Raw genomic sequence first — 24,323 nt, forward strand, 5'->3', positions numbered from 1 at the left:
GCCCACCCCGACCCCGACCTCCGACACCTTCGGCCTGCTCGCCGCTCACTCCGACCTGTGCCTCGGCGTCCGCGGCGCGTCGACCGCCGCCGGCGCACGGTTCGTCCAGGTCCCGTGCGACGCCACGCAGGCGAGCCAGCGGTTCACGGTCCTGGACGACGCGATGCTCGTCATCGAGAGCACCGGGATGTGCATGACGGTGTCCGGGGCATCCCGGGCCTCCGGGGCGCGCGTCGTGCAGCAGCCGTGCACGGGCGCCGCGAACCAGCGGATGTGGTCGAGCGGCGCACTGCTCGGGTTCTCGCACTCGAACCAGTGCCTCGACATCCTGCGGGGGAGCACCGCCAGCGGTGCGTCGGCCGTCCAGAACACGTGCACCGGGCGGCAGAGCCAGCGCTGGTTCTCGGTCTGAGCACGAGCGCACCGCACTGCTCGTGCTCGCCGGATCCCCCGCGCCGGGTACCGGGCGCTGACCTGCAGGGTCAGCGCCCGGTACGGCCGTCCAGCACGACGAGATCCGACGGGCCCGGCCCGGCGTCCTCGCTCTGCAGGGTGACGAACAGCTCCGGGTACCGGTCGGCCGTCACCCCGCTCCACAGGTCGATCGGGATGCCGCCCTTGCGCCAGTGGAACGAGCCGACCGGGACGACGCCGTCCGGTCCGCGCAGCCAGGCTGCGTAGTAGGTCCCCTCCGGCGCGGGCCCGAGCCCGGTGATGTGCAGCTCGATCGCCAGCCCGGCCGACTTCGGCGTCAGCTCGGCGGTGGCGCGCGCGGCCGGTGCGGCGGCCGTGCCGGCGAGCGCGAACTCGACGGCCGCGCCGCGCGGCCAGAGCACGGCACCGCCGACCGCGACGACGGCTGCGGCCGCGGCGACGAGGAGCCACCGGCGCACGGGGCGGCCCGCGGCGCGGGCCGGTGCGGCGGCGCCGGTCTGCTGCTCGCTCGCCTGCGCCGCGCCCACCTCGGCCAGCAGCCGCGCGCGGAGCTCGGGCGGCGGCCCGGACCACAGCGCCTCGTCCGCCAGCCGGCGGGCCACGGCGTCCAGCGCGTCCCGCTCCGCCGCGTCGAGGTCCGCCGGCGGCGGGGTCCCGGGCTCGCGGCGCTCGAGGTGCCCGGCCCAGAGGTCGACGCGGGGGTCCTCCGAGGGGTTCACCGGTCGCCTCCCTTCACGAGGTGGGCCAGGCTCGCGGCCAGCCGGCGGTGCCCGCGGTGCGAGCGCGACTTCACCGTGCCGACCGGGACGTCGAGGGCCTCGGCGATCTCACGATGCGTCATCTCCTCGAAGTGCGACATCCGGATGATCGCGCGCTCGTCGTCCGGCAGTGCGTCCAGCGCGAGCCGGACCTCCCACGCCTCCCAGACGTGCTCCAGCCCGGGGAGCTGGACGACGACGTCCTGCTCCGCGGCGTGACCGCCCTGGGTCGGGCGGGCCTCCCGGCGGTGGACGTCGACGGCGGTGCGCCGCGCGACGGTGAGCAGCCACGGGGCCAGCGGCCGCCCCGGCTCGAAGGTCGCGGCCGCGCGCCAGGCCCGCAGGAACGTCTCCTGGGTCGCGTCCTCGGCGAGCGCCCGGTCCCGCAGCACCGTCATCGCCACGCTCCAGACGGCCCGGGAGTAGCGGTCGTAGACGGCGGCGAGCGCGTCGCCGTCCCCGGCCCGGAAGGCGTCGACGACCGACGGGTCGAGGCCGCTGCCCGACCCCGTCGGCGCGTCCGGGCCGCCAGATGGTGCCACTACGCCCCCGGTCGTGTCGCGGTCGAGGACAAGGGATGCTGCCACACCCTCCGGTACGCAGCGACCAGGTCGCCCGGTTCTCGGCGCTTCCCTGCCCAGCCGTACGCAGCGGCCCGTCCGCGCGCTCCTGCCTGTGGCCGGCGACCGCCGAGAACCGCATCGGGCTCCGGCCGCGTATCCCCGTCGACACAGCCCTCCCGCGTCCCCCGGCGCACCCGACCCCGGAGCACACCATGAAGCTCAGCGGACCACTCGTCACCCTGGCCCTCGGGGCCCTGGTCGGCGGCGCCGTGCTCGCGACGAGCTCGGCCGCCGCCCGGCCGGGCGCCGTCGTCGCCGCCGCCGCGACGGCCTCGCCGACCCCGACCACCGCGCCACCCGCATCGGCACCACCGCCGACGTCACCGGCCCCGCAGGCCCCGGCGACCGGTGCGGCGCCGGACGCCGGCGGAGCGCCGTCCGAGGGATCGCCGCTGTCGGACGGCGAGCTGGCCGCCTACGCCGGACGGCTGCCCGGCGGCAGGTACTCGCTCGTCATGGCGGTGCGCGACGACCGCGTGGTCGCCTACGTGTGCGACGGCGACGAGGTCGAGTCGTGGTTGCGCGGCACGGTCACCGGTCCGACCCTGGCGCTGACCGGGAAGAACGGCGAGACCCTCGCCGCGACCCTCGTCACCGGCCGGGCGAGCGGGACCGTCGAGGCTCTCGGCCAGCGCTGGTCCTTCACGGTCTCCGCGGTGGACCCGGCGAGCGTCCGGACCGTCACCGCCAAGGTCGCGCCGTGAGCGCGCCGGCGCAGGGCGCCGCGCAGCGCCTCGACCTCGTGCTCGTGCGGCTGGCCCTCGTCGGCGCGGCGGTCGCCGTCGCTCTCGGCGTCTTCGGCCGGCTGCACACCCCGACCGGGGTCGCCGCCCACCTGCCGGGGTTCTCCGGTCCCCTCGAGTCGAAGGTCTGGCTGGCGTCCCTCGCGGCGGCACTGGCCGTCGTCCAGCTCGTCAGCGCCCTCGCCCTCTACGGGCGGCTGCCCCGGGTCACGGCCCCGGCGTGGACCGGCACCCTGCATCGCTGGTCCGGCCGGGCGGCGTTCCTCGCCACCGTGCCGGTGGCCGTGCACTGCCTGTACGCGTTGGGGTTCCAGGCCTTCGACACCCGCGTGCTCGTGCACTCGCTGCTCGGCTGCGTCTTCTTCGGGGCGTTCACGACGAAGATGCTCGCGCTCACCCGGCGCGGCCTGCCCGGCTGGGCGCTCCCCCTGCTCGGCGGGCTCGTCTTCACCACGCTCGTCGGGCTGTGGCTGACGTCGGCGCTGTGGTTCTTCACGACGACGGGGTTCCGCTGGTGACGGGCGGGGCGGCCGCGACGAACCGCGCGCCGATCTGCTCGAGGAGGGTGACGAGCTCGGGGCAGCCCACGACGTGGAACGGCCACGGCAACCAGACGAGGGCGGCCGCGAGGACCTCCAGCCGTGCGTCGCTGATCGTCCACGCCGTCCGCTCCCCGTCGGCCTCGAGGTTGCGCACCCAGCCGCCGAGGTAGGCGGCGGCGGTCTCCAGCGGGGCGTCGATGACGACCCGGGCCGTGTGGTCCGGGCGCGGCACGCCGAAGCGCTGGTCGACGAACTCCGCGGCGTCCTCGACCGGCAGCTCGCGCGGGGCGAACCGCAGGCCGGTCTGGGTCGCCGCCGTGATCCGGTCGACGCGCAGGGTGCGCCAGTCTCCGCGGTCGAGGTCCCAGCAGACCAGGTACCAGCGCCGGCCCCGGGGCACGAGACTGGCCGGCTCGACCTGGCGGCGGGTCTGCTCACCCTGCGCCGACGTGTACGAGAGCCGGAGCCGTTCGCGGTCGCGGCAGGCCATCGCGACGACGGCGAGGACCTCCCGGTCCGCCTCGGCCCCGGACCTCGGCGTGCTCGGGACGGTCGCCACGCGGAACGCGTTGACCCGGCGGCGCAGCACCGGCGGGAGCACCTGCTCGACCTTGGCGAGCGCGGAGACCGCCAGCTCGTCCAGCCCCGTGACGGTGTTCGCCGAGGCGGCGGTACCCAGCCCCACGGCGATCGCGATCGCCTCGCCGTCGGTGAAGAGCATCGGCGGCAGCCCGCTGCCCGAGGCGAGCGAGTACCCGCCGCCGGAGCCTCGGTGCGCGTCCACCCGGTAGCCCAGCTCGCGGAGCCGGTCGACGTCCCGGCGCACCGTGCGGGTCGTGACGCCCAGCCGCCCGGCCAGCTCCTCCCCCGCCCAGTACCGGCGGGCCTGGAGCAGGTCGAGCAGCCGGAGCGCGCGGGACGTCGTCGACATGAGTCTGATTCTCCGTCCTTTGAGGACAGAAACAGTCCTGAACGATCTCTAGCGTCGGTGGGGACGGACGACGACAGGTCGGCAGCGACCCCCCTCGGAAGGACACGAACCCCATGACGATCCTGGTCACCGGCGCGACGGGCACGATCGGGCGCCACCTGGTGAGGACCCTGACCGACGCCGGCGAGCACGTGCGGGCAGTGAGCCGCGCACCCGGCGACGCGGCCCTGCCGGACGGCGTCGACGTGGTCGGCGCCGACCTCGCCGACCCCTCGACCCTGGGCGCGCACCTCTTCCGCGACGTCGACCGGGTGTTCGTCTTCCCGGCCGACAAGGGCGTCCCGGACCTCGTCGAGGCGGCGGTCACCGCAGGCATCGAGCGGTTCGTCGTGCTCTCCTCGCTCGCGGCCGCCGCGGAGTTCCCGCGTGACCTGGGCTCGGCCAGCTACGTCCACCACCACGCGGTCGAGGAGGCGGTCCGCAGCCGCACCGACGGCTGGACGTTCCTGCGCCCGGGCACCTTCAGCACCAATCTCCTCAGCTGGGCCTGGCCGATCAAGGCCGGCGGCCCGGTCCGGGCGCCGTACGTCCTGTCCGCCCAGGCGCCGATCCACGAGGCCGACATCGCCGACGCCGCGGCGGCCGCCCTCACCCGGGACGACCTCGCCGGTACGACGCACGCGTTGACCGGCCCGCAGTCCCTGACGCGGGTCGAGCAGGTCGCCGCGATCGCCGCCGGCATCGGCCGGGACGTCGCGATCGTGGAGATCACCCCCGAGGAGTTCCGTGAGGAGGTGGGCCGGTTCGTCCCCGACGACATCGTCTCGATGCTGCTGCGGTACTGGTCGGACACCGTCACCGAGCCCGACCGGGTCCGGCCCGGGGTCACCGACCTCACCGGCCGACCGGGCCGCACCCTGGAGCAGTGGGCCGTCGACCACCGCGCCGACTTCCTCAGCTGACCCCGAGCAGCGCCTTCACCGGGTCGATCGCGAAGTAGACGACGAACAGCCCGGCGCTGAACCACATGAGCGGGTGCACCTCGGACCAACGGCCGCGCACGGCCTTGAGGACCGCGTACATGACGAAGCCCGCGCCGATGCCGGCGGTGATCGAGTAGGTGAACGGCATGACGACGATCGTGAGGAAGGCGGGGATCGCGGCCTCGCCGTCGTCCCAGTCGATCGACCGCACCTGGAGCATCATGACGAAGCCGACGATGACGAGCGCCGGGGCGGCGGCCTCGTAGGGGACGATCCGCACGAGCGGCGCGAACACGGCCGCGACGAGGAACAGCACGCCGGTGACGATGCTCGCGATCCCGGTGCGCGCGCCCTCGGCGACGCCGGCGGTCGACTCGATGTACGCCGTGTTGCTCGACACCGAGGCCGCGCCGCCCGCGGCGGCCGCGAGGGAGTCGACGAGGAGGATGCGGTCGGCGTTCGGCGGGACGCCGTCCGCGTCGAGCAGGGCGCCCTCGGCGCCGACGGCGACCATCGTGCCCATCGTGTCGAAGAAGTCGGCGACGATGAGCGTGAAGACGAGCAGGACGGCGGCCGCGACGCCGATCGCCCGGAACGAGCCGAGCAGGCTGAACCGGCCGAGCAGGTCGAGGTCCGGGGTGGCGAGGATCTGGTCCGGCAGGCGCGGGACGTTGAGGCCCCAGCCGGTCGGGTTCGCCTCGCCCTGCGCCGTGATGTTCGGGCCGACCTCGAAGACCGCCTCGACGACGATCGCCAGGGCGGTCGAGACGAGGATGCCGATGAGCAGCGCGCCGCGGACCGCCCGGACGAGCAGCGCCGAGATGACGACGAGCCCGACGAGGAAGACGATCGTCGGCCAGCCCTGGAGCGCGCCTCCCACCCCGAGCTCGACGGGCACCGGCCCGACGGCCGTGCGGCGGACGAACCCGGAGTCGACGAAGCCGATGATGGTGATGAACAGGCCGATCCCGACGCTGATGGCGATCCGCAGCGACGGCGGGACGGCGTGGAAGACCGCGGCCCGGAAGCCCGTGAGCACGAGGACGACGAGCACGATGCCCTCGAGGACCACCAGGCCCATCGCGTCCTCCCAGGTCATCCCGGGCAGTTTCGCGATGCCGAACGTGACGAAGACGTTGAGCCCGAGGCCCGCCGCCAGCGCCAGCGGGTAGTTGGCGACGACGCCCATGAGGATCGTCATGACCCCGGCGACGACCGCCGTCGCCACCGCGACCTTGGCCTGCGCCGACTCGACGCTCCCGCCGCCGAGGAACGCCCCGGTGCTGTCGGCCTGGGTGCCGATGATGAGCGGGTTGAGGACGACGATGTACGCCATCGTGAAGAACGTGACGACGCCGCCACGGAGCTCACGCCCCCACGACGACCCGCGCCGGGTCATCGTGAAGTAGTTGTCGAGGCCGCGCAGGGGGGCCGCCGCCGTACCGAGGTCCGTCCGGGATGACATCGTCTCGAGCTCCTGGCCGTCGCAGTTCGACATGTCGTGCCGACGAGGAGTGGATCTTCGCCGGGTGCGCAGACGTTATCGATATCTTCGTCCGGTCGTCGTCCGAATGATCCACATGCCATCATCGACTCCAGTCGAGAATGCGTATCATTCTCAATACTGTGTCGCTGGTCCGGGGGAGGCGATGGTGCGCACGGCAGTGCCTGCGCGGGGGGCCGCGGGCGCCGTGGCCGACCGGGTCGTCTCGCTCCACGACCGGCTCGTCGCGCTCGACGGCCTCGCGCCGTCCCCGCTCGTGGACGCCCTCTTCGGCGACCTCGTCCGGACCTGTCGGACCGCTGACCCGCGCACCACGGGCACCGTCCTCGCCGACGACCGCGTCCGGGCGCTCCGGCACCGGCTCGTCGACCTCTGCGCCCGCGGCGAGACCCAGCTCGAGGCCGCGTGGGCCACCCGGGTGCTCGAGGCCGCCGACCCTGAGGCCGACCTCGCACGGTTCCCGTACCTCGCCAACTACGAGGCCCTCACCCGCCTCGAGGTCCATGCGCTCGCGGCCGCGGGTCACGAGCCGGGCGGCCCGCGACAGGTCTGCTTCGTCGGCGGGGGCCCACTGCCGCTCAGCGCCGTGCTGCTGCACCGGACGACGTCGGCCCGGGTGCGCGTCGTGGACCACGACCCGACCGCGGTCGACCTGGCGAACCGGGTGCTCGACGCGCTGGGTGCCGGGGACGGCGTCCGTTGCGTCCCCGCCGACGCGGCGTCCGGTGCGGGCCTCGCCGCCGCCGCCGAGGGGTGCGACCTCGTGGTCGTCGCAGCCCTCGTCGGGCTGACGCGCGAGGCCAAGCGGCAGGTGCTCAGGACGCTCGCGGGCGTGCTCGCGCCCGGCACCTGGGTCCTGCTGCGCAGCGCCGACGGCCTGCGCACGCTGCTCTACCCGACCGTCGACGTCGGGGACGTCAGCCGGTGCGGCTTCACGCCCGAGCTGCTCGTCCACCCGCTCGGTGACGTGGTCAACTCGGTGCTCGTCGCCCGGCGGGGCGTCACGAGATGAGGCGGCGGCGCAGCCCGAGCGGCAGCGACTCCAGTGCGGTGCGCGGCGGACCGCCGGCGTGGTCGCGGACCCAGGCGGCGACCTGCCCGGCGACGTCCGGGTCCTCGACGCCGGCGAGCACGAGCGGGTCGTGCGCGTCGAGACTCTCGCCGGCCCGCCAGGCGACCACCCCGACGGCGTGGTCGGCGGGGCGGCCGGTGTCGTGGGCGGCCGTGCAGCCCCGCAGGCAGCCCGTCGTCACGAGGACCGCTCCGGGCGTCTTGCGGACGACGTCCCGCAGACCGCGCAGGCCGGCCCCGTCGTGCTCCTCGTGCCGGGTCCCGCAGTCCGTGCCGACGCACAGCACGACGAGCGGGCGGGCGGGGGTCGTCGTCATGGCGTGCCTCCGGTGACGGGGACGGTCAGGAGACCCATCTTAATGAGAATGAGTATCAAAGTCATGAGGAGCGAGGTGGCGCGCCTGCGCGGCCCCGCCGGGGACCGGGTCTCGGACGGCGCCCGGCTCGCCCTCGCGGCCGTGCTCGTCCCGGCCGTCGTCCTCGGCGTGGTCGTCATGCTCCTGCTCTGGCCGGTGGGCCCGGTCGGCGACGGGTCCGCGGCGGGCGGGGTGCGCGGGGACGCCGTCGTCGGCGCGCAGGTGCTCTCGGTCTCGGCCCGGGCGTGCAGCGCCGAGGACCTCGGCGCTGCCCCGGTGACCCCCGGCGCGGCGGACGGGTCGTGCGTCGACGCGCTCGTCCGCGTGACGTCGGGCCCGGACGCCGGCCGCGAGGTGACCGTCGTCGTCCCGCTCGAGGTCTACCGGGCCGGGATCGAGCCCGGGTCAGCGGCGCGGGTCGGCGCCGTCGACGACGGCTACGTCTGGGTGGACGTCGACCGGTCGGCCCCGCTCGCGGCGCTCGCCGCCGTCTTCGCCCTGCTCGTCGTCGCGGTCGGCCGGTTCCGCGGCCTCGCGGCGCTCGCCGGTCTCGCGCTCGCGTACGTGACGGTGCTGGAGTTCGTCCTGCCGTCGCTGCTGCTCGGCGGGAACCCGGCGGCGGTCGCGCTGAGCGCCGCCGTCGTCATCATGACCGTCGTCCTGTACGCCGCCCACGGCTTCTCCGCGAAGACCTCGGTCGCCCTGCTCGGCACGGTCGTCGGGCTCGTCGTCTCGACGGCACTCGCGGGCTGGGCCACGCGCAGCCTGCACCTCACCGGGCTCAGCTCGGAGGAGAGCCTGTCGGTGAGCGGGCTCACCGGGGCCCCGGACCTGTCGGGCATCGTGCTGTGCGGCATCGTCGTCGCCGGCCTCGGGGTGCTCAACGACGTCACGGTGACGCAGGCGTCGGCGGTCTGGGAGGTGCGGGCGAGCGCACCGGCCCTGGGCCGCCGGGCCCTGTTCGCCAGCGGCATGCGGGTCGGCCGCGACCACCTCAACTCGACCGTCTACACGATCGCGTTCGCGTACGCCGGTGCCGCGCTGCCGACGCTGCTGCTCGTCACGGTCTCCGGGGTGCCGTTCACCGACCTGCTCCGCAGCGTCGAGGTCGCCGAGGAGGTCGCCCGCACCTGCGTCGGGGCGATCGGCCTCGTCCTCGCCGTGCCGGTGACGACGGCGGTCGCGGCGGCCGTCGCGGCGACGACGCGGCCGCCGGTCGCGCAGGCCCCTGCGACCTCCACGACCGGCGGCCCCGACCCGGCCGGGACGGGCGACGTCCCGGCGCCGTGACGCCCGGAACCCGGCGTCAGCGCTCCTCGCGGAAGTCGACGTGCCGCCGGGCGACGGGGTCGAACTTCTTCAGCACCAGGCGGTCCGGGTCGTTGCGACGGTTCTTCCGCGTGACGTACGTGAACCCGGTGCCGGCGGTGGAGCGGAGCTTGACGATCGGCCGGCTCTCGGTGCTGCGTGCCATCGTGGGCCTCCTTGGTGGGTCGTCCCGACCCGACTAGACGAGAATGATTCTCATTATGCATGATGGGTCAATGCTTCCGCCGAGCCGCGTCGTCCCTGTCGTCACCGTCGCCTCCGTCGACGTCGTGCTCCGTGCGAGCGCCGTCGCCGGGTTGCTCTGCGACGTCCCCGGTGCGTACGTCGTCCAGCACGACGTCGGGCCGGTCGGCCCGGGTGCCCGCCCGGACGAGGACGCGGACGGCGGCACGCGGCTGCGACGCACCGTGCACGCCCGGAGCGGGGTCGTCGAGCAGACGGACGTCGACCTCGGCCACGGCTGCCTGTCCTGCGCCTTGCGCGAGGACGTCCTGCCGACCCTGCGCCGCCTCGCCGAGGACCTGCCCCCGCTGCTCGTGCTCGCCCTGCCGGTCGCGGCCGAGCCCTTGCCCGTCGTCCGGGCCCTGCAGCACGAGGGCGGCCGGCTGCGCGCGGGCGGGGTCGTCACCGTCGTCGACGCGGATTCGCTCGTCGACGACCTGCTCGGCGCCGACACCCTCGCCGAGCGCGGGCGCGACCTGTTCGCCGGGGACGAGCGGGCGCTCGGCGAGGCGCTGGCGCACCAGGTCGAGCTGAGCGACGTCGTCGCGACGTCGCGCCCGCCCGGCCCGGCCGCGTCCCGGTTGCTCGCGCACCTGGCGACGCCGCGGTTCCCGATCGAGGTCCGCGACGTCCACGACCTCGCACCGGGGCGGCTCGCGGCGCTGCTGCGCCCGGGCCACGACCCGCGGGGCGACGTCCAGGCCGTGCGACCGGCCCCGGTGCGTGACGGCGACGGCGTCTGGACCCTCGACCTGCGGGCCGGGCGCCCGCTGCACCCAGGTCGCGTGCTCGACCGGGTCGAGGACCTCGGCCGCGGCCGGATCCGGGCCCGCGGTCACATGTGGCTCCCGTCGCGGCCCGGGACGGCGTGCGCCTGGGACGGTGCCGGCGGTCAGCTGAGCATCGGGTCGGTCGGCCCGTGGCGGCGCCGGGCGGGCACCCGCATCGTCGTCACCGGCACCGACCCGGCCGACCGCAGCCGGCTGACGCGGGCGTTCCGCGGTCTCGAGCTCACCGACGACGAGGCAGCGCGGGGCACCCACTGGTGGCGCCGGCACGGCGACGACCTCGACCCGTGGCTCGGCGACGCCGCCGAGTGCGCCTGAGACGTCGGTCCGGGGACGTCCCCGCACCCGTTCTCTAGGGTGTGCCCCGGCGGGCCTGCCCGGTCCGCCGGCCTACCGGGAGCCGGGGACGACATGCGCGGAGCACGACGACGGACGACGGTCACGCTGGCGGTCGCCGCCTGCGTCGGGCTGGTGGCGTGCAGCGGTGCCACGTCGGGAGGCGCACCGACGTCCCCGACGGCACCCGCGTCGTCCGGGCCCGCGACGACCACGACCGCCGCCGACACCCCGACCCCGACCGCCACGCCGTCCACGACGCCCACCGGTGCGGTGTCGAACAGCGCGACGTCGACGAAGAACGCCGCCGCCGAGGCGGCGCTCGCCGACGGCCGGCACGCGGTCGTCGTCACCGAGGTGGACGCGGGCGCGCGTCTCGTCACCGTGGACGTCGTCCAGTTCCTCACCGGGGACGCCGCGGCGAAGGCCGCGAAGGAGGACGGCGGCGAATCGCCGCCGCCCAACGACTACTGGATCCGCAACGCGAACCCGAAGCTGCGCACGCTCGTGGTCCTCGCGGGCGCGCCGATCACGGTGAACACCCTGGCGGCCGAGGAGACCGGCAGCTCGACGCAGGACGTGCGCAAGTCCCTCACGCAGCTCGCCGCCTACGGCGACGTGAGCGGCCGGCTGTTCCAGGTGACCGTGCGGGGCGGCAAGGTCATCGCCCTGGCCGAGCAGTACCTGCCCTGACGCTCGGGCGGCGCCCTCGCAGCATCGGTACGTTCCGGGCCGGCGACGGCGGCGCTCCCGCCCGGTGCGTGGCGTACCGTGGCGTCCCTGGCCCGGGACCCGGCCACGACCGGGCCGGTCCACGGCGCCGGCGCTCGTCGGTGGGGTGGTCATGTCGGACGACGGACCGGACGACGGACTGGACGCCCGGACTGGACGCCGGACGCAGGCTCCGCGGCCTCGTCGCCGCCAACCTCGCCGTCACCGCGAACCTCACCCTGCGCGAGGTGCTCTCGCAGATCGTCGAGTCCGCGCGCGACCTGCTCGACTCGACGTACGCCGCGCTCGGCGTCCTCGGGGACGACGGCCGGCTGGCGCAGTTCCTGCACGCCGGTCTCGACGGCGACACCGCCGCCCTGCTCGGCGAGCTCCCGCGCGGCCACGGCATCCTCGGCCTGCTCATCGACGACCCGCGCCCGCTGCGCTTGCACGACCTCGGCGAGCACCCCGCCTCGCGGGGGTTCCCGGCGGACCACCCGCCGATGCGCTCGTTCATCGGCGTCCCGATCCGGGTCCGGGACGAGGTCTTCGGCAACATCTACCTCACCGACAAGCGCGGTGGCGGGCCGTTCACCGCCGAGGACGAGGACCTCCTCGTCGCGCTCGCCGCCAACGCCGCCGTCGCGGTGGACCACGCCCGGCTCCACGACGAGACGACCCGCGCCCGGCGCCGCGAGCAGGCGAGCACCCGGATCACGACGGCGCTGCTCTCGGAGGCGGCCTCGGACGAGGTGCTGCGCATGGTGCTCGCCGAGGGCCGGCTCCTCGTCGACGCCGACGACGTGCACCTGGACCGGGACGCCGACGGCGGTGACGTCGTCGTCGTGCGCCGGCACCCGGGCCGCGCCCCGTTCGACGCCCACGAGCAGGAGACCATCGACCGGTTCAGCGAGCAGGTGGCGCTCGCGCTCGGCCGGGCCCGGGCCCGGGACGACCGCGAACGGGTCCGGCTCGTCGCCGAGCACCACCGGATCGCCCGCGACATGCACGACCACGTCATCGGCCGGCTCGTCGGCGCCGGGATGGCGGTCCACGGCCTGGGCCGGTTCATCACCGACCCCGACGGGCATCGCCGGCTGGCCGCGCACCTCGACGACCTCGACGCCGCCGTCCGCGACCTGCGCACCCTCATCTACGGCCTCGACGAGGATCCCGCGGTGGTCTGGAGCCTGCCCGCCCGGGTCGCCCAGGTCGTCGAGGAGGCCGCGGCGCACCTCGGGTTCACGCCTCGGGTCACGTTCGACGTCACGGTCAAGCCGCCCGTCGGTTCGACGGTCCCCGAGCACCTCCTCGGCGTCCTGCGCGAGGCCCTGGCGAACGTCGCGCGGCACGCCTGCGCACAGGGCGTCGAGGTCGGCGTGACGTGCGGGGCCGACCGGGTCGACCTCACGGTCGCGGACGACGGGACCGGCCCGCCGCAGCAGCGCCGCGCCACGACGACGTCCGGCGGGCACGGCCTGACGAACATGGCCGAGCGGGCCGCCGCGCTCGGCGGCGCGTTCTCCCTGTGCCGCAACGCCTCCGGCGGGGCGACGCTGCACTGGACGGCCCCGATGGACGGCGGCCCCGGATGATGGTCCCGCCCCAGGGGCCAACGGGGCGAGGATCGTGGCTCCGATGCAGACACCCCGGGTGGACCCGCGGGCGGTGGTGCCCGCCCGCAGCGTCGTGGTCGTCGAGGACGACGCCCTCGTCCGCGAGCAGCTCGTCGCGGCGATGCGCGCGGTCGGGATCGACGTCCGCGCCGCGGTGTCCGGGGTGGTCCGCGGGTACGACGCCGTCGTCGGCACCGACCCCGACGTCGTGGTCCTCGACGACCGGCTGCCCGACGGTCTCGGCGTCGACCTGTGCCGCCGGCTGGCGGCCGACCGGCCCGACGTCCGGGTCGTCGTCCACACCTCGGCCATGACGACGACCGAGCAGCGGGCCGCCCTGGACGCCGGGGCCGTCGCCGTGGTCAGCAAGAACGTGCGCCCCGACGCGCTTCTCCACGCGGTGCTGTGCTCGCCCCGGCAGTTCCCCGGCCGCGCCGGTGCCTGGAAGATCACCCCCGTGAGGTCCGTCCACCCCAGTGACGTGAGGACGAAGCAGGCGTAGCGTCAGCGCTACGGACATCACGTGACGACGCCCCGACCCGGGCCGCCCTCACCGTCCTGATCTTCGCGCGGCCCAGGCCCCCGGCAGCGCACGTCCGAGTCACCCGACGTGCTCTCCCCCGGATCCGAGGCCCCCATGGCACCAGCGGTCCCGACCCCCCTGCCTCCGCCACGACCGTCGGCCGCCCTGCGGCTCGCGACAGCACCCGCCCAGGGCTCACCGAGCGGCTGGTCGCTCGTGCGGGCCAGCGGCGACATCGACATCTCGACCGCGTCCGCGCTCGACGACGCGTTGCTCGCGGCGGCCACCGACGAGCAGCCCGTCCGCAACCTGGTCCTCGACCTCGGGGCCGTGACGTTCCTCGACTGCGCCGGTCTGCGGCCGCTCGTCGCGGCCCGCCGCCGGCTCACGGACCGGTTCTGGCTGGCCAACCCGCCGCCGCAGGTCCGGCGCCTGCTCAGCCTCACCGGGCTGACCGACGCGTTCGCCTACGTGGACGACGTGCCCGCGATCACGCTCCTCCCGCACCATCGCTCCGCCGGCGCCCTCGGAACGGAACCAGGCTCGGCATGAACGGCCATGACCGGGACCGCCGGACCTGGCCCGCCGGTGGACAGGGCCGGTGTCCTCACCCTCGTCGAGAGCGCCCGGACCCTGCGTTGAGCGCGCGCCTGCGCGGCGCGCGGCGCCGGCCGGCCGTGCTGCGCAACGTCGGCGTCGGCGCGCTCGCGATGGCAGTCACCTACGGCGTCGGGCTCGGGGTCGGCGCCCTGACCTGAGCAGCCCGGCTGTAACTGCCTGCCGTCGACTGCCGGGCCGTCACTGCCCGTCGACGGCCTTCTCGGAGGCCTCGACCCGCTCCCGGACGACGCGCCGCAGCACCTTACCGAGCTGCGAGCGGGGCAGCTCGTCGACGAGCACCACCCGGCGCGGCACCTTGTACGCCGCGAGGTGCCGGCGGGCGGTGGCCCGGGCCTCGGCGACGTCGACGACGGCACCGGGCTCGGTGACGACGGCCGCCACGACCTCCTCGCCCTCCGGTCCGCGGACCCCGACGACGGCCACGTCGGCGACGCCCGCCACGTCGCGCAGCACGGCCTCGACCTCGGAGGGGTGCACCTTGAACCCGCCGGTGACGATGAGCTCCTTGATCCGGTCGACGACCGTGACGAACCCGTCCTCGTCGACGACGACGACGTCGCCGGTGCGCAGCCAACCTCCGGGCAGCAGCACGTTCGCCGACTCCTCGGGCCGGTTCCAGTAGCCGCCGAAGACCTGCGGCCCGTGGATGAGCAGCTCCCCCGCGGCACCCGGCGGTCGGTCGGTCGTGGCGTCGTCCGGGTCGACGACGCGGATCCGGGTCGAGGGGAACGGCACCCCGACGGTGCCGGGACGGCGGGTCGGCGCGGCCGGGTTCCCGAGCGCGACCGGGGAGGTCTCGGTCATCCCGTAGCCCTCCACGAGCAGCCCGCCGGTGGCCTTCTCCCAGAGCGAGACGACGTCCGGCGGCAGCGCCATCGCCCCCGAGATCGCCCACCGGATCGACGTGAGGTCGACGCCCTGCTCGGCGGCGGCCTCGGCGACGCGGCGGTAGATCGGCGGGACGGCGGGCAGGAACGTCGCGGGCCGGCGGCGCATCGCGGCGAGCACCTGGGCGACGTCGAACCGCGGGAAGAGCACGAGGGTCGCGCCGATGCTCATCGCGAACGTGAGGCAGAGCGTGAGGCCGTACGCGTGGAACAGCGGCAGGACGGCGTAGACGGTCTCCTCGCCGTCGCGCAGCCCCGGCATCCAGGCCCGGCCCTGGGCGGCGTTGACGCGCAGGTTCCGGTGGCTGAGGACGGCGCCCTTCGGCAGCCCGGTCGTGCCGGTCGTGTACTGCAGCAGCGCGGTGTCGTCGGGGCCCGGCTGAGGGTGGTCCGGGTCGAGCGGTCCGACGGCGGCGACGAGGTGCTCCCAGCGCTCCACGCCGGCCGGCACCGGCCCGGTCATCGCCGCGCGCGCCTCCCGGGCGCGGCGCAGCGGCAGCCGCAGCGCGCGCCGGCTGCGCCACGGCAGCGCCGTCGTCAGGTCGACGGCCACCACCCGCTCCAGCGCGGTGCGCTCCTGCAGGGCGACGAGGGTGGGCGCCTTGAGGTCCCAGCAGATCGCGGTCGTCGCACCGGAGTCGGCGAGCTGGTGCTGCAGCTCGTCGGCCGTGTAGAGCGGGTTGTGCTCGACGACGACGGCGCCCAGGCGCAGGACGGCGTAGAAGGCGACGACGTGCTGCGGGCAGTTCGGCAGCACGAGCGCGACCCGGTCGCCGGGCCCGACCCCGAGCCGGCGCAACGCCTCGGCGCCCCGCAGGACGGCGTCCGCGAGGTCGGCGTAGGACGTCGTCGCGCCGAAGAAGTCGAGCGCCGTCCGGCCGTTCCAGCGGTCCGCGCTCGCCATGAGCATCTGCGGCAGGGTCTCGTCCGGGTCCTCGACGTCGGCGGGGACCCCAGCCGCGTAGCTCGCCACCCAGGGCCGGTCGTCGAGCGGGATCGCGTGCTCCATGTCGGCTTCTCTCCCCGCCCCTCGGGCGCGCTCGTCGTGCGCCTGCGGTGGGCTCGTCACGGTCGGCCGGGTCACCCGGTCGGCCGGGACGCAGGGTGACCGTCACCTCGAGCCTACGTCCGGGTGCGTGGCTGCGCGCAGCGGCTTTCGTCACCGATTGGCGGCCGGCGGGCCGCCCCGTAGCCTCGGAGCAGTCACCCCGGACCCCGGTGGCGCCGATGCGACGCCGGACCCGAGGAGAGGCATGTCGACCACGGAGCCCGTCCAGCGGGCGCGGCCCCGCCCGGCCGACGCGTACGTGAGCACCTACGCCGACCTGGCCCGGGCGGTGCGCGCCGCCGGGCTGCAGCGCCGCCGGTACGGCTTCTACTGGTCCGCCTTCACCGTCGCGGTCCTCGCCTTCGCCGCTGTGTGCACCGGCGTCGTCCTGCTGCGGGACTCGTGGTTCGTCGTCCTGCTCGCCCCGGCCCTCGCTCTCGTGTGCGCGCAGTTCGGCTTCCTCGGGCACGACGCCGCGCACCGGCAGGTCTTCGCGTCCGCGCGCTGGAACGAGTGGGCCGCCCGCATCGTCTCCGGGGTCTTCGCCGGCCTCAGCTACGGCTGGTGGCAGCACAAGCACAACCGCCACCACTCCGGCCCGAACCAGGAGGGCCGGGACCCGGACATCGGCCCCGGGCCGGTCGCGCTGACCCCGGCGACGGCGGCCACCCGCACCGGGTGGGCCGCCGGCGTCACCCGCCGGCAGGGCTGGTGGTTCTTCGCGGTGCTGCCGCTGGAGGGCGTCAACCTGCACGTCCAGAGCGTCGCCCGGGTCGTGAGCCCGGCGCCGATGCGGCAGCGGGCGCTCGAGGCGGCCATGCTCGCCGTCCGGCTCGGCGGCTACGTCGCGGCGCTGTTCCTGCTCCTGCCGCCGGGCCGCGCGGGTGTCTTCCTCGCCGTTCAGGTCGGGGTGTTCGGCACCCTGCTCGGCGGGGCGTTCGCGCCGAACCACATCGGGATGCCGGTCGTCCCCGCCGACGCCCGGCCCGACTTCCTGCGTCGGCAGGTGCTCGTGTCGCGCAACGTCAGCGGCGGCCGGGTCGTCGGGTTCTTCCTCGGCGGGTTGCAGCACCAGGTCGAGCACCACCTCTTCCCGAGCATGCCGCGCCCCGCGCTCGCCCGGGCCCGCGGCCTCGTGCAGGCGCACTGCCGCCGGCACGACGTGCACTACGAGGAGACGACGCTGCTGCAGGCGTACGTGCGGGTCGCCCGGTACCTCGACGCCGTCGGCCGCCGGGACGCGGACCCGTTCCGGTGCCCGCTGCTGGCGCTGCGGTAGCCTCGGTGTACTCGTTCGCAGGACGACGCGGCCCCGACCCGGTCGGCCCGTCGACAGCCGGAGCAGAGCGGTCAGGGGCGGTCATGCACGGCTGTCGCCCGCGTGCGCGGTGGCCGCGTGGCTGAGAGCCACCAGAACGACCACCAGGACAACCTGGCCGCCGTCCGCGCCCTGCTCCCGCGGGTCGACCCGCCGGGGGACGTCGCCGCCGACGTGCGCACCTGGCTCGGCCGGATGTGTTCCGCGGCCGTCACCGCGCTGCCCGCGACCGGGGTCGCCGTGAGCCTCATGACCGACACCGGCGTGCTCGCCGTGGCGATGGCCTCCGACAAGCTCACCGACTCCCTCGGCACCCTGCAGTTCACCCTCGGCGAGGGGCCGTGCGTCGATGCGTTCCACGAGCACCGGCCGGTCCTCGTCCCGGATCTCGGTACCGTCGCGCCGACCCGCTGGCCCGGGTACACGGCCGCCGCCCTCGCGTCCGGCGTCCACGCGGTGTTCTCGTTCCCGCTGCAGGTCGGGGCCGCGCGGCTCGGCGCCCTCGACGTCTACGGTTCCGAGGCCGGTGAGCTCTCGGCGGCCGCGACCGGGCTCGCCCTCGCGTTCGCGGACGTCACCGTCGAGGCGCTGCTCGACGCGCAGGGCGCGGTCAGCGACGCCGCGAACCCGGGCGGTCTCGACGGCGTCGTCGACGGCCACTACGTCGTGTACCAGGCGCAGGGCATGACGATGGTCGACCTCGGGGTCTCCCTCGTCGACGCCCTCGCCCGGCTGCGCGCGCACGCCTACTCCGCGGACCGGTCCCTCCTCGACGTCGCGCGTGACGTCGTCGAGGGCCGGCTCCGGCTCGAACCGGACAGCGGTTGACCGGGTACACGGACGTTCCCGCACCTACCATCGACGACAGAGGGAGGCCCTGATGGCCACGGTTGCACCGGCACGGCTCGCCGAGGTGTTCGTGGAGGTCGCCGACACCCTCGTGGACGACTTCGACGTCATCGAGTTCCTGGAGATGATCACGACCCGGACGTCCGAGCTCGTCTCGGTGCCCGCGGTCGGCCTGCTCCTCGACGACGGACGCGGGCGGCTGCAGTTCATGGCGGCCTCCGACGAGGAGACCCGGCTGCTGGAGCTGTTCCAGATCCAGCACAACGAGGGCCCCTGCCTCGACGCTTTCACGCTCGGCACCCAGGTCGTCAACGCCGACCTCGCGCACGCCGAGAGCCGGTGGCCGACCTTCGCGCCGCGGGCGACGGCGTCCGGGTTCCGGTCGGTGCACGCCCTGCCGCTGCGGCTGCGCTCGACGGTCATCGGGGCGCTCAACCTCTTCGGCACCGACGCCGGGTCGCTCGAGCCGGGGGACGTGAAGATCGTCCAGGCACTCGCGGACGTCGCGACGATCGGGCTGCTCCAGGAGAAGGCGATCCGCAACGGAGAGATGCTCACCGAGCAGCTCCAGCACGCGCTCAACAGCCGGGTCGTCATCGAGCAGGCCAAGGGGGCGCTCGCCCGCACCCACGGGATCGGCGTGGACGCCGCCTTCGAGCTGCTGCGCACCTACGCGCGCAACCACAACCGCAAGCTCGTCGACCTCGCCCGGGTCGTCGTCACCGACCCGCACACGCTGCCGGGGCTCATGCGCTGACGCGTCTCGTTCTGCGATCGCCGCGGGCCCCGATCCGCGCTCTCCTGGGACGGCGGAGCAGACTGCTCCGCAGAAGGCCCGTCCGCCCGGGGAGCGAGGACGCCGATGACGCAGACCGACCCTGACCTGCACGGCGGCCCCACCGTGGACGTCGACCTGCTCCGCCGCATCTCCCGGCGTGTGCTCTGGCTCGCGACCGCGGTCGTCGACGCCGCGAACCGGCGCAAGGACCCGACCGGGGTCAAGGTCGGCGGCCACCAGGCGTCGTCCGCGTCGATGGTCGACATCATGGTCGCGCTCTGGTTCTCGGAGCTGACCCGGTTCGACCGGGTCTCGGTGAAGCCGCACGCGTCGCCCGTGCTGCACGCGGTGAACCACCTCCTCGGCGACCTCGACGCCTCCTGGCTCCCGACGCTGCGCACCGCGAAGGGCCTGCAGTCGTACCCGAGCCGCACCAAGGACCCGGGCACCGTCGACTTCTCGACGGGGTCGGTCGGGATCGGTGCCACGGCGGCGCTCTGGGCCGCGATGGCGCACCGCTACGTCCGCTCGCACGTGCCGACGGCGCCGGAGGCCGGGCGGTTCGTCAGCCTGCTCGGGGACGCCGAGCTCGACGAGGGCGCGATCTGGGAGGCCGTCGCCGACCCCGCCGTCGCGAGCCTCGGCGAGCTGCTCTGGGTCGTCGACCTCAACCGGCAGTCGCTCGACCGGGTCGTCCCCGACATCCAGATCGAGCGCCTGCAGGGGATGTTCGCCGCCGCCGGCTGGCAGGTCGTCACGCTCAAGTGGGGCCGGGTCGTCAGCGCGCTCTTCGAGCGGCCGGGCGGTGCGGAGCTGCGGCGCCGGCTCGAGGCGATGCCCAACGAGGAGTACCAGCGGATCCTGCGCGTCGACACCTCCGAGGTCGTCGAGCGGCTGCTCGCCGGCGGCGGGTCGCCGGACCTGCGCGCGCTGCTCGGGTCGCTGTCGCCCGCGCACCTCGCGTCCGCCGTCCGCGACCTCGGGGGCCACGACCTCGGGCTGCTCGTCGACACCTTCCGCGCGGTCGACTCGCACCGGCCCACCGTCGTCTTCGCCTACACGGTCAAGGGCCGCGGCCTGCCGACCGAGGGCCACCCGAACAACCACTCGGTGCTCCTCAACGAGGCCCAGCTCGCGGCGCTCGCCGAGGCCTGCGGCGCCGCGGCCGACGACCCGTTCGCGCCTTTCCCGCCGGGCAGCCCGGAGGCGGTGCTGTGCGCCGAGCGCGGCCGGGTGCTGCGCCGGGAGCCGGTGACGCCGTCCGGGCACGTCGACGTCCCGACCTCGCTCGGCCGGCCGCACCGCTCGGTGCTCTCGACCCAGGCCACCCTGGGCCGGCTGCTCGCGGACCTCGTCCGCGACGCCCCCGCGACCGCCGCCCGGGTCGTCACGTGCAGCCCGGACGTCGCGTCGTCGACGAACCTCGGCGGCTGGATCAACAAGACCGGCGTCTGGGCCGTGCGCGAGCGGAGGGACTGGTTCGCGGACGACGCGGAGCGGGTGCTGCGCTGGGCGGAGGTGCCGTCGGGGCAGCACATCGAGCTGGGCATCGCCGAGGTCAACCTCGTCGGCCTGCTCGGCGAGCTCGGGGCGACCTGGTCGCGCTGGGGCGAACGGCTCATCCCCGTCGCGACGCTCTACGACCCGTTCGTCTCGCGGGCCCTGGAGCCGTGGTCGTTCGGGATCTACGCGGGCGGCCAGTCGATCCTCGTCGGCACGCCGTCCGGTGTGACGCTCGCGCCCGAGGGCGGTGCGCACCAGAGCATCACGACCCCGTCCATCGGGCTCGAGCAGCCGGGCTGCGTCGCGTGGGAGCCGGCGTTCGGGCAGGACCTCGAGTGGTGCTTCCTCCACGCGATGTCGCGGGTCGGCGTCCCGGGCGGGACGTCGGCGTACTTCCGGCTCTCGACCCGGCCGGTCGACCCGGCGCTCGCCCGGCTGCCCGACGACCCGGCGCTCCTCGAACGGCGCCGCCGACAGGCGGTCGCCGGCGGGTACCGGCTCAGCGCGCACGACCCGGCGGCGGACGACGTCACGCTCGTCGGGGCGGGGGCGGTCATGCCCGAGGTGCTCGCCGCCGCGGACACCCTGGCGACCGCCGGCGTCACGGCCGGGGTCGTCTGCCTGACGAGCGCCGACCTCGTCTTCCGGTCGTTCCAGCAGCGGGGCAGCCGCGCGGCGGGCACCGGCTCGGCGGTGTGCGACCTCCTGCTGCCGGCCGCGCACCCCGCACCGCTCGTCACCGTGCTCGACGGGCACCCGCACACGCTGGCGTTCCTCGCGGGGGTGCGCGCCGACCGGATCCGCTGCCTCGGCGTCACCGACTTCGGCCGGTCGAGCAGCGTCCAGGACGCCTACCGGCTCCACGGGATCGACGCCGTCTCCGTCGCCGAGGCGGCGCTCGACCTGCTCGGGCGCTGAGCGCCGTCCGTCGCCCTGCACCCGTTCCGCTGCAACCGTTCTGCCGCTAGCGTTCCGCCGCAACCGCGACGACTCGACGACGAGGAGCCCGCATGTCCGCCGACACCCCGCTCGAACGGTTCGGACTCTTCATCGACGGCGAGGTCGTCGACGCGGCCTCGGGCCGGACCTTCCAGTCCCTCGACCCGTACGCGGGCCGGCCGTGGGCGGTGCTCGCGGACGGCGGCCCGGCGGACGTCGACCGCGCCGTCGCGTCGGCGCGCGCGGCGTTCGAGGGCCCCTGGGGCCGGATGACCGGCTTCGACCGGGCCGCGGTGCTGCGCGGGCTCGGCGACGCGATCACCGCGAACGCCGAGCGGCTCGCGCTGCTCGAGGTCCGCGACTCGGGCAAGCTCCTGCGCGAGATGCTCGGCCAGCTGCGCAGCCTCGGCACCTGGTACTCGTACTTCGCCGGGCTCGCCGACAAGCTCGAGGGCCGGACCGTGCCGCCGGTCAACCCGGCCTACTTCGGCTACACGGTGCGGGAACCGGTCGGGGTCGTCGCGGCGATCACGCCGTGGAACTCCCCGCTCATGCTCCTCACGTGGAAGCTCGCACCGCTGCTCGCCGCCGGGTGCACGTGCGTCGTCAAGCCGTCCGAGCACTCGCCGGCGTCGACGGTCGCGTTCGCCCAGGTGCTCCACGAGGCGGGGCTGCCCGCGGGTGTGCTCAACGTCGTCACCGGGTGGGACCGGTCGACGGGCGAGGCGCTCGCGGCGCACCGGGGCGTCGACAAGGTCGCGTTCACGGGGTCGACGGCGACCGGGGTCAAGGTCGCGCAGGCCGCCGTCGCGAACGTCAACCGGGTGACGCTCGAGCTGGGTGGCAAGAGCGCGCAGGTCGTCTTCCCGGACGCCGACCTCGACGCCGCCGCGAACGGTCTCGTCGCCGGGGTGTTCGCCGCGACCGGGCAGACCTGCATGGCCGGCTCCCGGCTCGTCGTCCACGAGAGCGTCAAGGACGCGCTCCTCGAGAAGGTCGTCGCCCGGGCCGAGTCGATCCGGCTCGGCGACCCCACGCAGCCGGAGACCGAGATGGGCCCGGTCGCGAACCGCCCGCAGTACGAGAAGGTCCTCGGCTACCTCGACGGTGCCCGCACCGAGGGCGCGACGATCGCCTGCGGCGGCGGCCCGGACGTCGACCTCGGCGGCCTCTTCGTGCGCCCGACGGTCGTCGTCGCCGACCCGGGGGCGACGGTCGTCCGTGAGGAGGTCTTCGGCCCGGTGCTCGCCGCGTACACGTTCACCGACGAGGCCCAGGCCCTGGCCCTCGCCAACGACACCCCGTACGGCCTCGCCGGCGCGGTCTGGACCAAGGACGTGCACCGTGCCCACCGGGTCGCCGCCGGCCTGCGCGCCGGCACGGTCTGGGTCAACGCCTACCGGGTCGTCGCACCGAACATGCCCTTCGGCGGCTACGGCCTGTCGGGCATCGGCCGCGAGAACGGTGTGACGGCGGTCGACGAGTACCTCGAGACGAAGTCGGTGTTCGTCGAGCTCACCGGTGGCACGCGGGACCCGTTCCAGCTCGGCTGAACGGCGCTCGTCCCAGGAAGGGCACCCGATGACCAGCAGGTTCACCGACCTCGCGGTCGACTGCGCCGACCCCTACCGGCTGGCGCGGTTCTGGTGCGCGGTCCTCGGCTACGAGATCCAGGAGGACGACGACGGCGTCGTCACGATCGGCGCCCAGGCACCGCCGGCGGGCCCGACCCGCCCGGTCCCGCCGACGCTGACGTTCGCGCACGTCCCCGAGCCCAAGACGCTGAAGAACCGGCTCCACGTCGACCTCACCCCGGTCGGCACCGACCAGGCCGAGGAGGTCCGTCGGTTGCTCGACCTCGGCGCCCGGCACGTCGACGTCGGTCAGGGTGACGCGCGGTGGGTCGTCCTCGCCGACCCGGAGGGCAACGAGTTCTGCGTGCTCACCGGACGCCAGGACGCGCCGGCTCCCTCCGACGCGGCCCGCCGTTCGCCGCCCGCACCATGAAGCGGTAGAAGGGCAGACCCCGAGAGGCCGCCGTCCGGTGGTCGAACCGGAACATGAACTCGTCGAGGTAGGACGCCAGGTGCCGCTCCCGGACGCCGTACCGCATCGTCCCGACGAACCAGCGGTCGAGGAGCGTGGCGACCTGCCGCGGGCCGGGCAGGAGCCGGCCGCGCCCCGGGTCCTCGTACCCCTCGACGCACGTGTGCCCGAACCCCATGAGGGCGAGCCGGCGGAACCTCGGCGCGCCGTCGGTCGCGACGAGCGCCTCCGGCCGGACGGCGCGGGCGGCGAAGTGCAGCGCCTCCAGGCTCCCCGGGTACCGGGTGGTCTCCAGACGCAGCCGGCCCAGGCGTCGCGGCCCGAGCCGCTCGACGGCGATCATCACCGGCACCTCGAGGGTGGTGGCGCCCGGCAGGTCCCGGGTCACGCCGCCGAGGAAGGCCTCGCCGATCTCGACCTGCTGGACCTCCCCGCCGCCGAGCCGTTCCTGCTCCGGGTCGGCCATCGCCGAGCGCATCGTGCGCAGCCAGGCCCAGGCGGTCTCGTACGACACGAGACCGAGGTGCTCCTGGAGCGCGGCGGCCGAGAGCCCGTCCTTCGACGAGGTGACGAACCAGATCGCCTCGAACCACGTCGACAGCGGCGTCCGGGAGCGGTGGAAGAGCGTGCCGGCCGTCACCGACGTCTTGCGCGAGCACGTCGCGCACATCCAGAGCCCGGGACCGGTCCGCCAGAACCCGTTGCCGGAGCACGCCGGGCAGACGAACCCGTCGGGCCAGCGCAGCCGCGCCAGGTACTCGATGCACGCCTCGTCGTCCGGGAACCACCGGCGCAGCTGGGCGGCCGTCGACGGGTAGTCCACCCCGGCGACCGGTTCCGCGACCATGTCGATCACCGTACTG

25 protein-coding genes are annotated in these 24,323 nt (G+C 75.0%); 17 read left to right on the forward strand and 8 right to left on the reverse strand.

Annotated elements, in window-relative coordinates; genetic code table 11:
- A partial coding sequence (locus ECOMGDLI_RS27280; RefSeq protein WP_143447973.1) for an RICIN domain-containing protein occupies window positions 1–412 on the forward strand: 412 nt, incomplete at its 5' end.
- A 70-nt stretch (window positions 413–482) separates the two neighbouring features.
- Here the strand turns inward: ECOMGDLI_RS27280 and ECOMGDLI_RS27285 are convergent.
- Both ECOMGDLI_RS27285 and ECOMGDLI_RS27290 read right to left on the reverse strand, forming a co-directional pair.
- Entirely contained in the window at window positions 483–1,154 is a 672-nt protein-coding gene (locus ECOMGDLI_RS27285) for an anti-sigma factor domain-containing protein (RefSeq protein ID WP_088319992.1), read from the reverse strand.
- Window positions 1,151–1,780: an RNA polymerase sigma factor gene (locus ECOMGDLI_RS27290; protein WP_158221180.1), complete on the reverse strand. Its 630-nt coding sequence runs from the start codon at window positions 1,778–1,780 to the stop codon at window positions 1,151–1,153. Before ECOMGDLI_RS27290 ends, ECOMGDLI_RS27285 begins: the two co-directional genes overlap by 4 nt.
- A gap of 188 nt (window positions 1,781–1,968) precedes the next feature.
- Between ECOMGDLI_RS27290 and ECOMGDLI_RS27295 the strand changes: the two genes are divergently transcribed.
- Window positions 1,969–2,520, forward strand: a complete 552-nt coding sequence (locus tag ECOMGDLI_RS27295; RefSeq protein WP_088319996.1) for a hypothetical protein — start codon at window positions 1,969–1,971, stop codon at window positions 2,518–2,520.
- Window positions 2,517–3,077 (forward strand): DUF6529 family protein, encoded by a 561-nt coding sequence (locus tag ECOMGDLI_RS27300; RefSeq protein ID WP_088319997.1) that lies wholly within the window; start codon window positions 2,517–2,519, stop codon window positions 3,075–3,077. Before ECOMGDLI_RS27295 ends, ECOMGDLI_RS27300 begins: the two co-directional genes overlap by 4 nt.
- On the opposite strand, the gene ECOMGDLI_RS27305 is transcribed toward ECOMGDLI_RS27300, so the two are convergent.
- Window positions 3,052–4,032, reverse strand: a complete 981-nt coding sequence (locus ECOMGDLI_RS27305) for a YafY family protein (RefSeq protein WP_088319998.1) — start codon at window positions 4,030–4,032, stop codon at window positions 3,052–3,054. The two genes, ECOMGDLI_RS27300 and ECOMGDLI_RS27305, sit on opposite strands and share 26 nt — an antisense overlap.
- A gap of 113 nt (window positions 4,033–4,145) precedes the next feature.
- Between ECOMGDLI_RS27305 and ECOMGDLI_RS27310 the strand changes: the two genes are divergently transcribed.
- The gene (locus ECOMGDLI_RS27310; RefSeq protein ID WP_088319999.1) at window positions 4,146–4,994 is read left to right on the forward strand and encodes an SDR family oxidoreductase; all 849 of its coding nucleotides are present in this window, start codon (window positions 4,146–4,148) and stop codon (window positions 4,992–4,994) included.
- On the opposite strand, the gene ECOMGDLI_RS27315 is transcribed toward ECOMGDLI_RS27310, so the two are convergent.
- On the reverse strand, window positions 4,987–6,480 hold the full coding sequence (locus ECOMGDLI_RS27315; RefSeq protein WP_088320056.1) for an NCS2 family permease: 1,494 nt from the start codon (window positions 6,478–6,480) through the stop codon (window positions 4,987–4,989). The genes ECOMGDLI_RS27310 and ECOMGDLI_RS27315 overlap by 8 nt on opposite strands.
- A 199-nt stretch (window positions 6,481–6,679) precedes the next feature.
- Between ECOMGDLI_RS27315 and ECOMGDLI_RS27320 the strand changes: the two genes are divergently transcribed.
- Window positions 6,680–7,531 (forward strand): nicotianamine synthase family protein, encoded by an 852-nt coding sequence (locus tag ECOMGDLI_RS27320; protein ID WP_158221181.1) that lies wholly within the window; start codon window positions 6,680–6,682, stop codon window positions 7,529–7,531.
- On the opposite strand, the gene ECOMGDLI_RS27325 is transcribed toward ECOMGDLI_RS27320, so the two are convergent.
- Window positions 7,521–7,907, reverse strand: a complete 387-nt coding sequence (locus ECOMGDLI_RS27325) for a hypothetical protein (protein WP_088320002.1) — start codon at window positions 7,905–7,907, stop codon at window positions 7,521–7,523. The genes ECOMGDLI_RS27320 and ECOMGDLI_RS27325 overlap by 11 nt on opposite strands.
- Before the next feature lie 63 nt (window positions 7,908–7,970).
- Between ECOMGDLI_RS27325 and ECOMGDLI_RS27330 the strand changes: the two genes are divergently transcribed.
- On the forward strand, window positions 7,971–9,236 hold the full coding sequence (locus ECOMGDLI_RS27330) for a YibE/F family protein (protein ID WP_143447974.1): 1,266 nt from the start codon (window positions 7,971–7,973) through the stop codon (window positions 9,234–9,236).
- 16 nt (window positions 9,237–9,252) lie between these two features.
- Here the strand turns inward: ECOMGDLI_RS27330 and rpmG are convergent, their stop codons facing one another.
- Window positions 9,253–9,420: a 50S ribosomal protein L33 gene (rpmG, locus tag ECOMGDLI_RS27335; RefSeq protein WP_088320005.1), complete on the reverse strand. Its 168-nt coding sequence runs from the start codon at window positions 9,418–9,420 to the stop codon at window positions 9,253–9,255.
- A gap of 70 nt (window positions 9,421–9,490) precedes the next feature.
- Between rpmG and ECOMGDLI_RS27340 the strand changes: the two genes are divergently transcribed.
- From ECOMGDLI_RS27340 to ECOMGDLI_RS27355, 5 genes are all read left to right on the forward strand, one after another.
- Window positions 9,491–10,603 (forward strand): GTP-binding protein, encoded by a 1,113-nt coding sequence (locus ECOMGDLI_RS27340; RefSeq protein WP_088320006.1) that lies wholly within the window; start codon window positions 9,491–9,493, stop codon window positions 10,601–10,603.
- A 93-nt stretch (window positions 10,604–10,696) separates the two neighbouring features.
- On the forward strand, window positions 10,697–11,314 hold the full coding sequence (locus ECOMGDLI_RS34945) for a hypothetical protein (protein WP_158221182.1): 618 nt from the start codon (window positions 10,697–10,699) through the stop codon (window positions 11,312–11,314).
- Between the two features lie 140 nt (window positions 11,315–11,454).
- Window positions 11,455–12,927 carry a GAF domain-containing protein gene (locus tag ECOMGDLI_RS27345; RefSeq protein ID WP_158221183.1) on the forward strand — a complete coding sequence of 491 codons (1,473 nt, stop codon included), beginning with the start codon at window positions 11,455–11,457 and terminating at the stop codon, window positions 12,925–12,927.
- A 43-nt stretch (window positions 12,928–12,970) separates the two neighbouring features.
- The gene (locus tag ECOMGDLI_RS27350) at window positions 12,971–13,450 is read left to right on the forward strand and encodes a response regulator transcription factor (protein ID WP_088320009.1); all 480 of its coding nucleotides are present in this window, start codon (window positions 12,971–12,973) and stop codon (window positions 13,448–13,450) included.
- A 135-nt stretch (window positions 13,451–13,585) separates the two neighbouring features.
- The gene (locus ECOMGDLI_RS27355; protein ID WP_088320011.1) at window positions 13,586–14,023 is read left to right on the forward strand and encodes an STAS domain-containing protein; all 438 of its coding nucleotides are present in this window, start codon (window positions 13,586–13,588) and stop codon (window positions 14,021–14,023) included.
- Between the two features lie 246 nt (window positions 14,024–14,269).
- On the opposite strand, the gene ECOMGDLI_RS27360 is transcribed toward ECOMGDLI_RS27355, so the two are convergent.
- Window positions 14,270–15,988: a long-chain-fatty-acid--CoA ligase gene (locus ECOMGDLI_RS27360; protein ID WP_088320012.1), complete on the reverse strand. Its 1,719-nt coding sequence runs from the start codon at window positions 15,986–15,988 to the stop codon at window positions 14,270–14,272.
- A 244-nt stretch (window positions 15,989–16,232) separates the two neighbouring features.
- Between ECOMGDLI_RS27360 and ECOMGDLI_RS27365 the strand changes: the two genes are divergently transcribed.
- From ECOMGDLI_RS27365 to ECOMGDLI_RS27390, 6 genes are all read left to right on the forward strand, one after another.
- Window positions 16,233–17,306 (forward strand): acyl-CoA desaturase, encoded by a 1,074-nt coding sequence (locus ECOMGDLI_RS27365; protein ID WP_088320013.1) that lies wholly within the window; start codon window positions 16,233–16,235, stop codon window positions 17,304–17,306.
- A 117-nt stretch (window positions 17,307–17,423) separates the two neighbouring features.
- A complete protein-coding gene (locus ECOMGDLI_RS27370) occupies window positions 17,424–18,173 on the forward strand; it encodes a GAF and ANTAR domain-containing protein (RefSeq protein ID WP_088320014.1) in 750 nt (249 codons plus the stop codon).
- A 52-nt stretch (window positions 18,174–18,225) separates the two neighbouring features.
- On the forward strand, window positions 18,226–18,951 hold the full coding sequence (locus ECOMGDLI_RS27375; protein WP_088320015.1) for a GAF and ANTAR domain-containing protein: 726 nt from the start codon (window positions 18,226–18,228) through the stop codon (window positions 18,949–18,951).
- Window positions 18,952–19,056: 105 nt separating this feature from the next.
- Window positions 19,057–21,393 (forward strand): pyruvate dehydrogenase, encoded by a 2,337-nt coding sequence (locus ECOMGDLI_RS27380; protein ID WP_088320016.1) that lies wholly within the window; start codon window positions 19,057–19,059, stop codon window positions 21,391–21,393.
- Window positions 21,394–21,485: 92 nt separating this feature from the next.
- Window positions 21,486–22,967, forward strand: coding sequence for an aldehyde dehydrogenase (locus ECOMGDLI_RS27385; protein WP_088320017.1), 1,482 nt, complete (start codon window positions 21,486–21,488; stop codon window positions 22,965–22,967).
- Between the two features lie 28 nt (window positions 22,968–22,995).
- Window positions 22,996–23,421: a VOC family protein gene (locus ECOMGDLI_RS27390; RefSeq protein WP_088320018.1), complete on the forward strand. Its 426-nt coding sequence runs from the start codon at window positions 22,996–22,998 to the stop codon at window positions 23,419–23,421.
- On the opposite strand, the gene ECOMGDLI_RS27395 is transcribed toward ECOMGDLI_RS27390, so the two are convergent.
- Complete coding sequence (locus ECOMGDLI_RS27395) at window positions 23,357–24,307, reverse strand: IS1595 family transposase (protein ID WP_143447977.1); 951 nt, start codon at window positions 24,305–24,307, stop codon at window positions 23,357–23,359. The genes ECOMGDLI_RS27390 and ECOMGDLI_RS27395 overlap by 65 nt on opposite strands.
- Window positions 24,308–24,323 lie beyond the last annotated feature (16 nt).

The organism is Kineosporia sp. R_H_3 (genome assembly GCF_002198675.1).
Taxonomy (GTDB): domain Bacteria; phylum Actinomycetota; class Actinomycetes; order Actinomycetales; family Kineosporiaceae; genus R-H-3.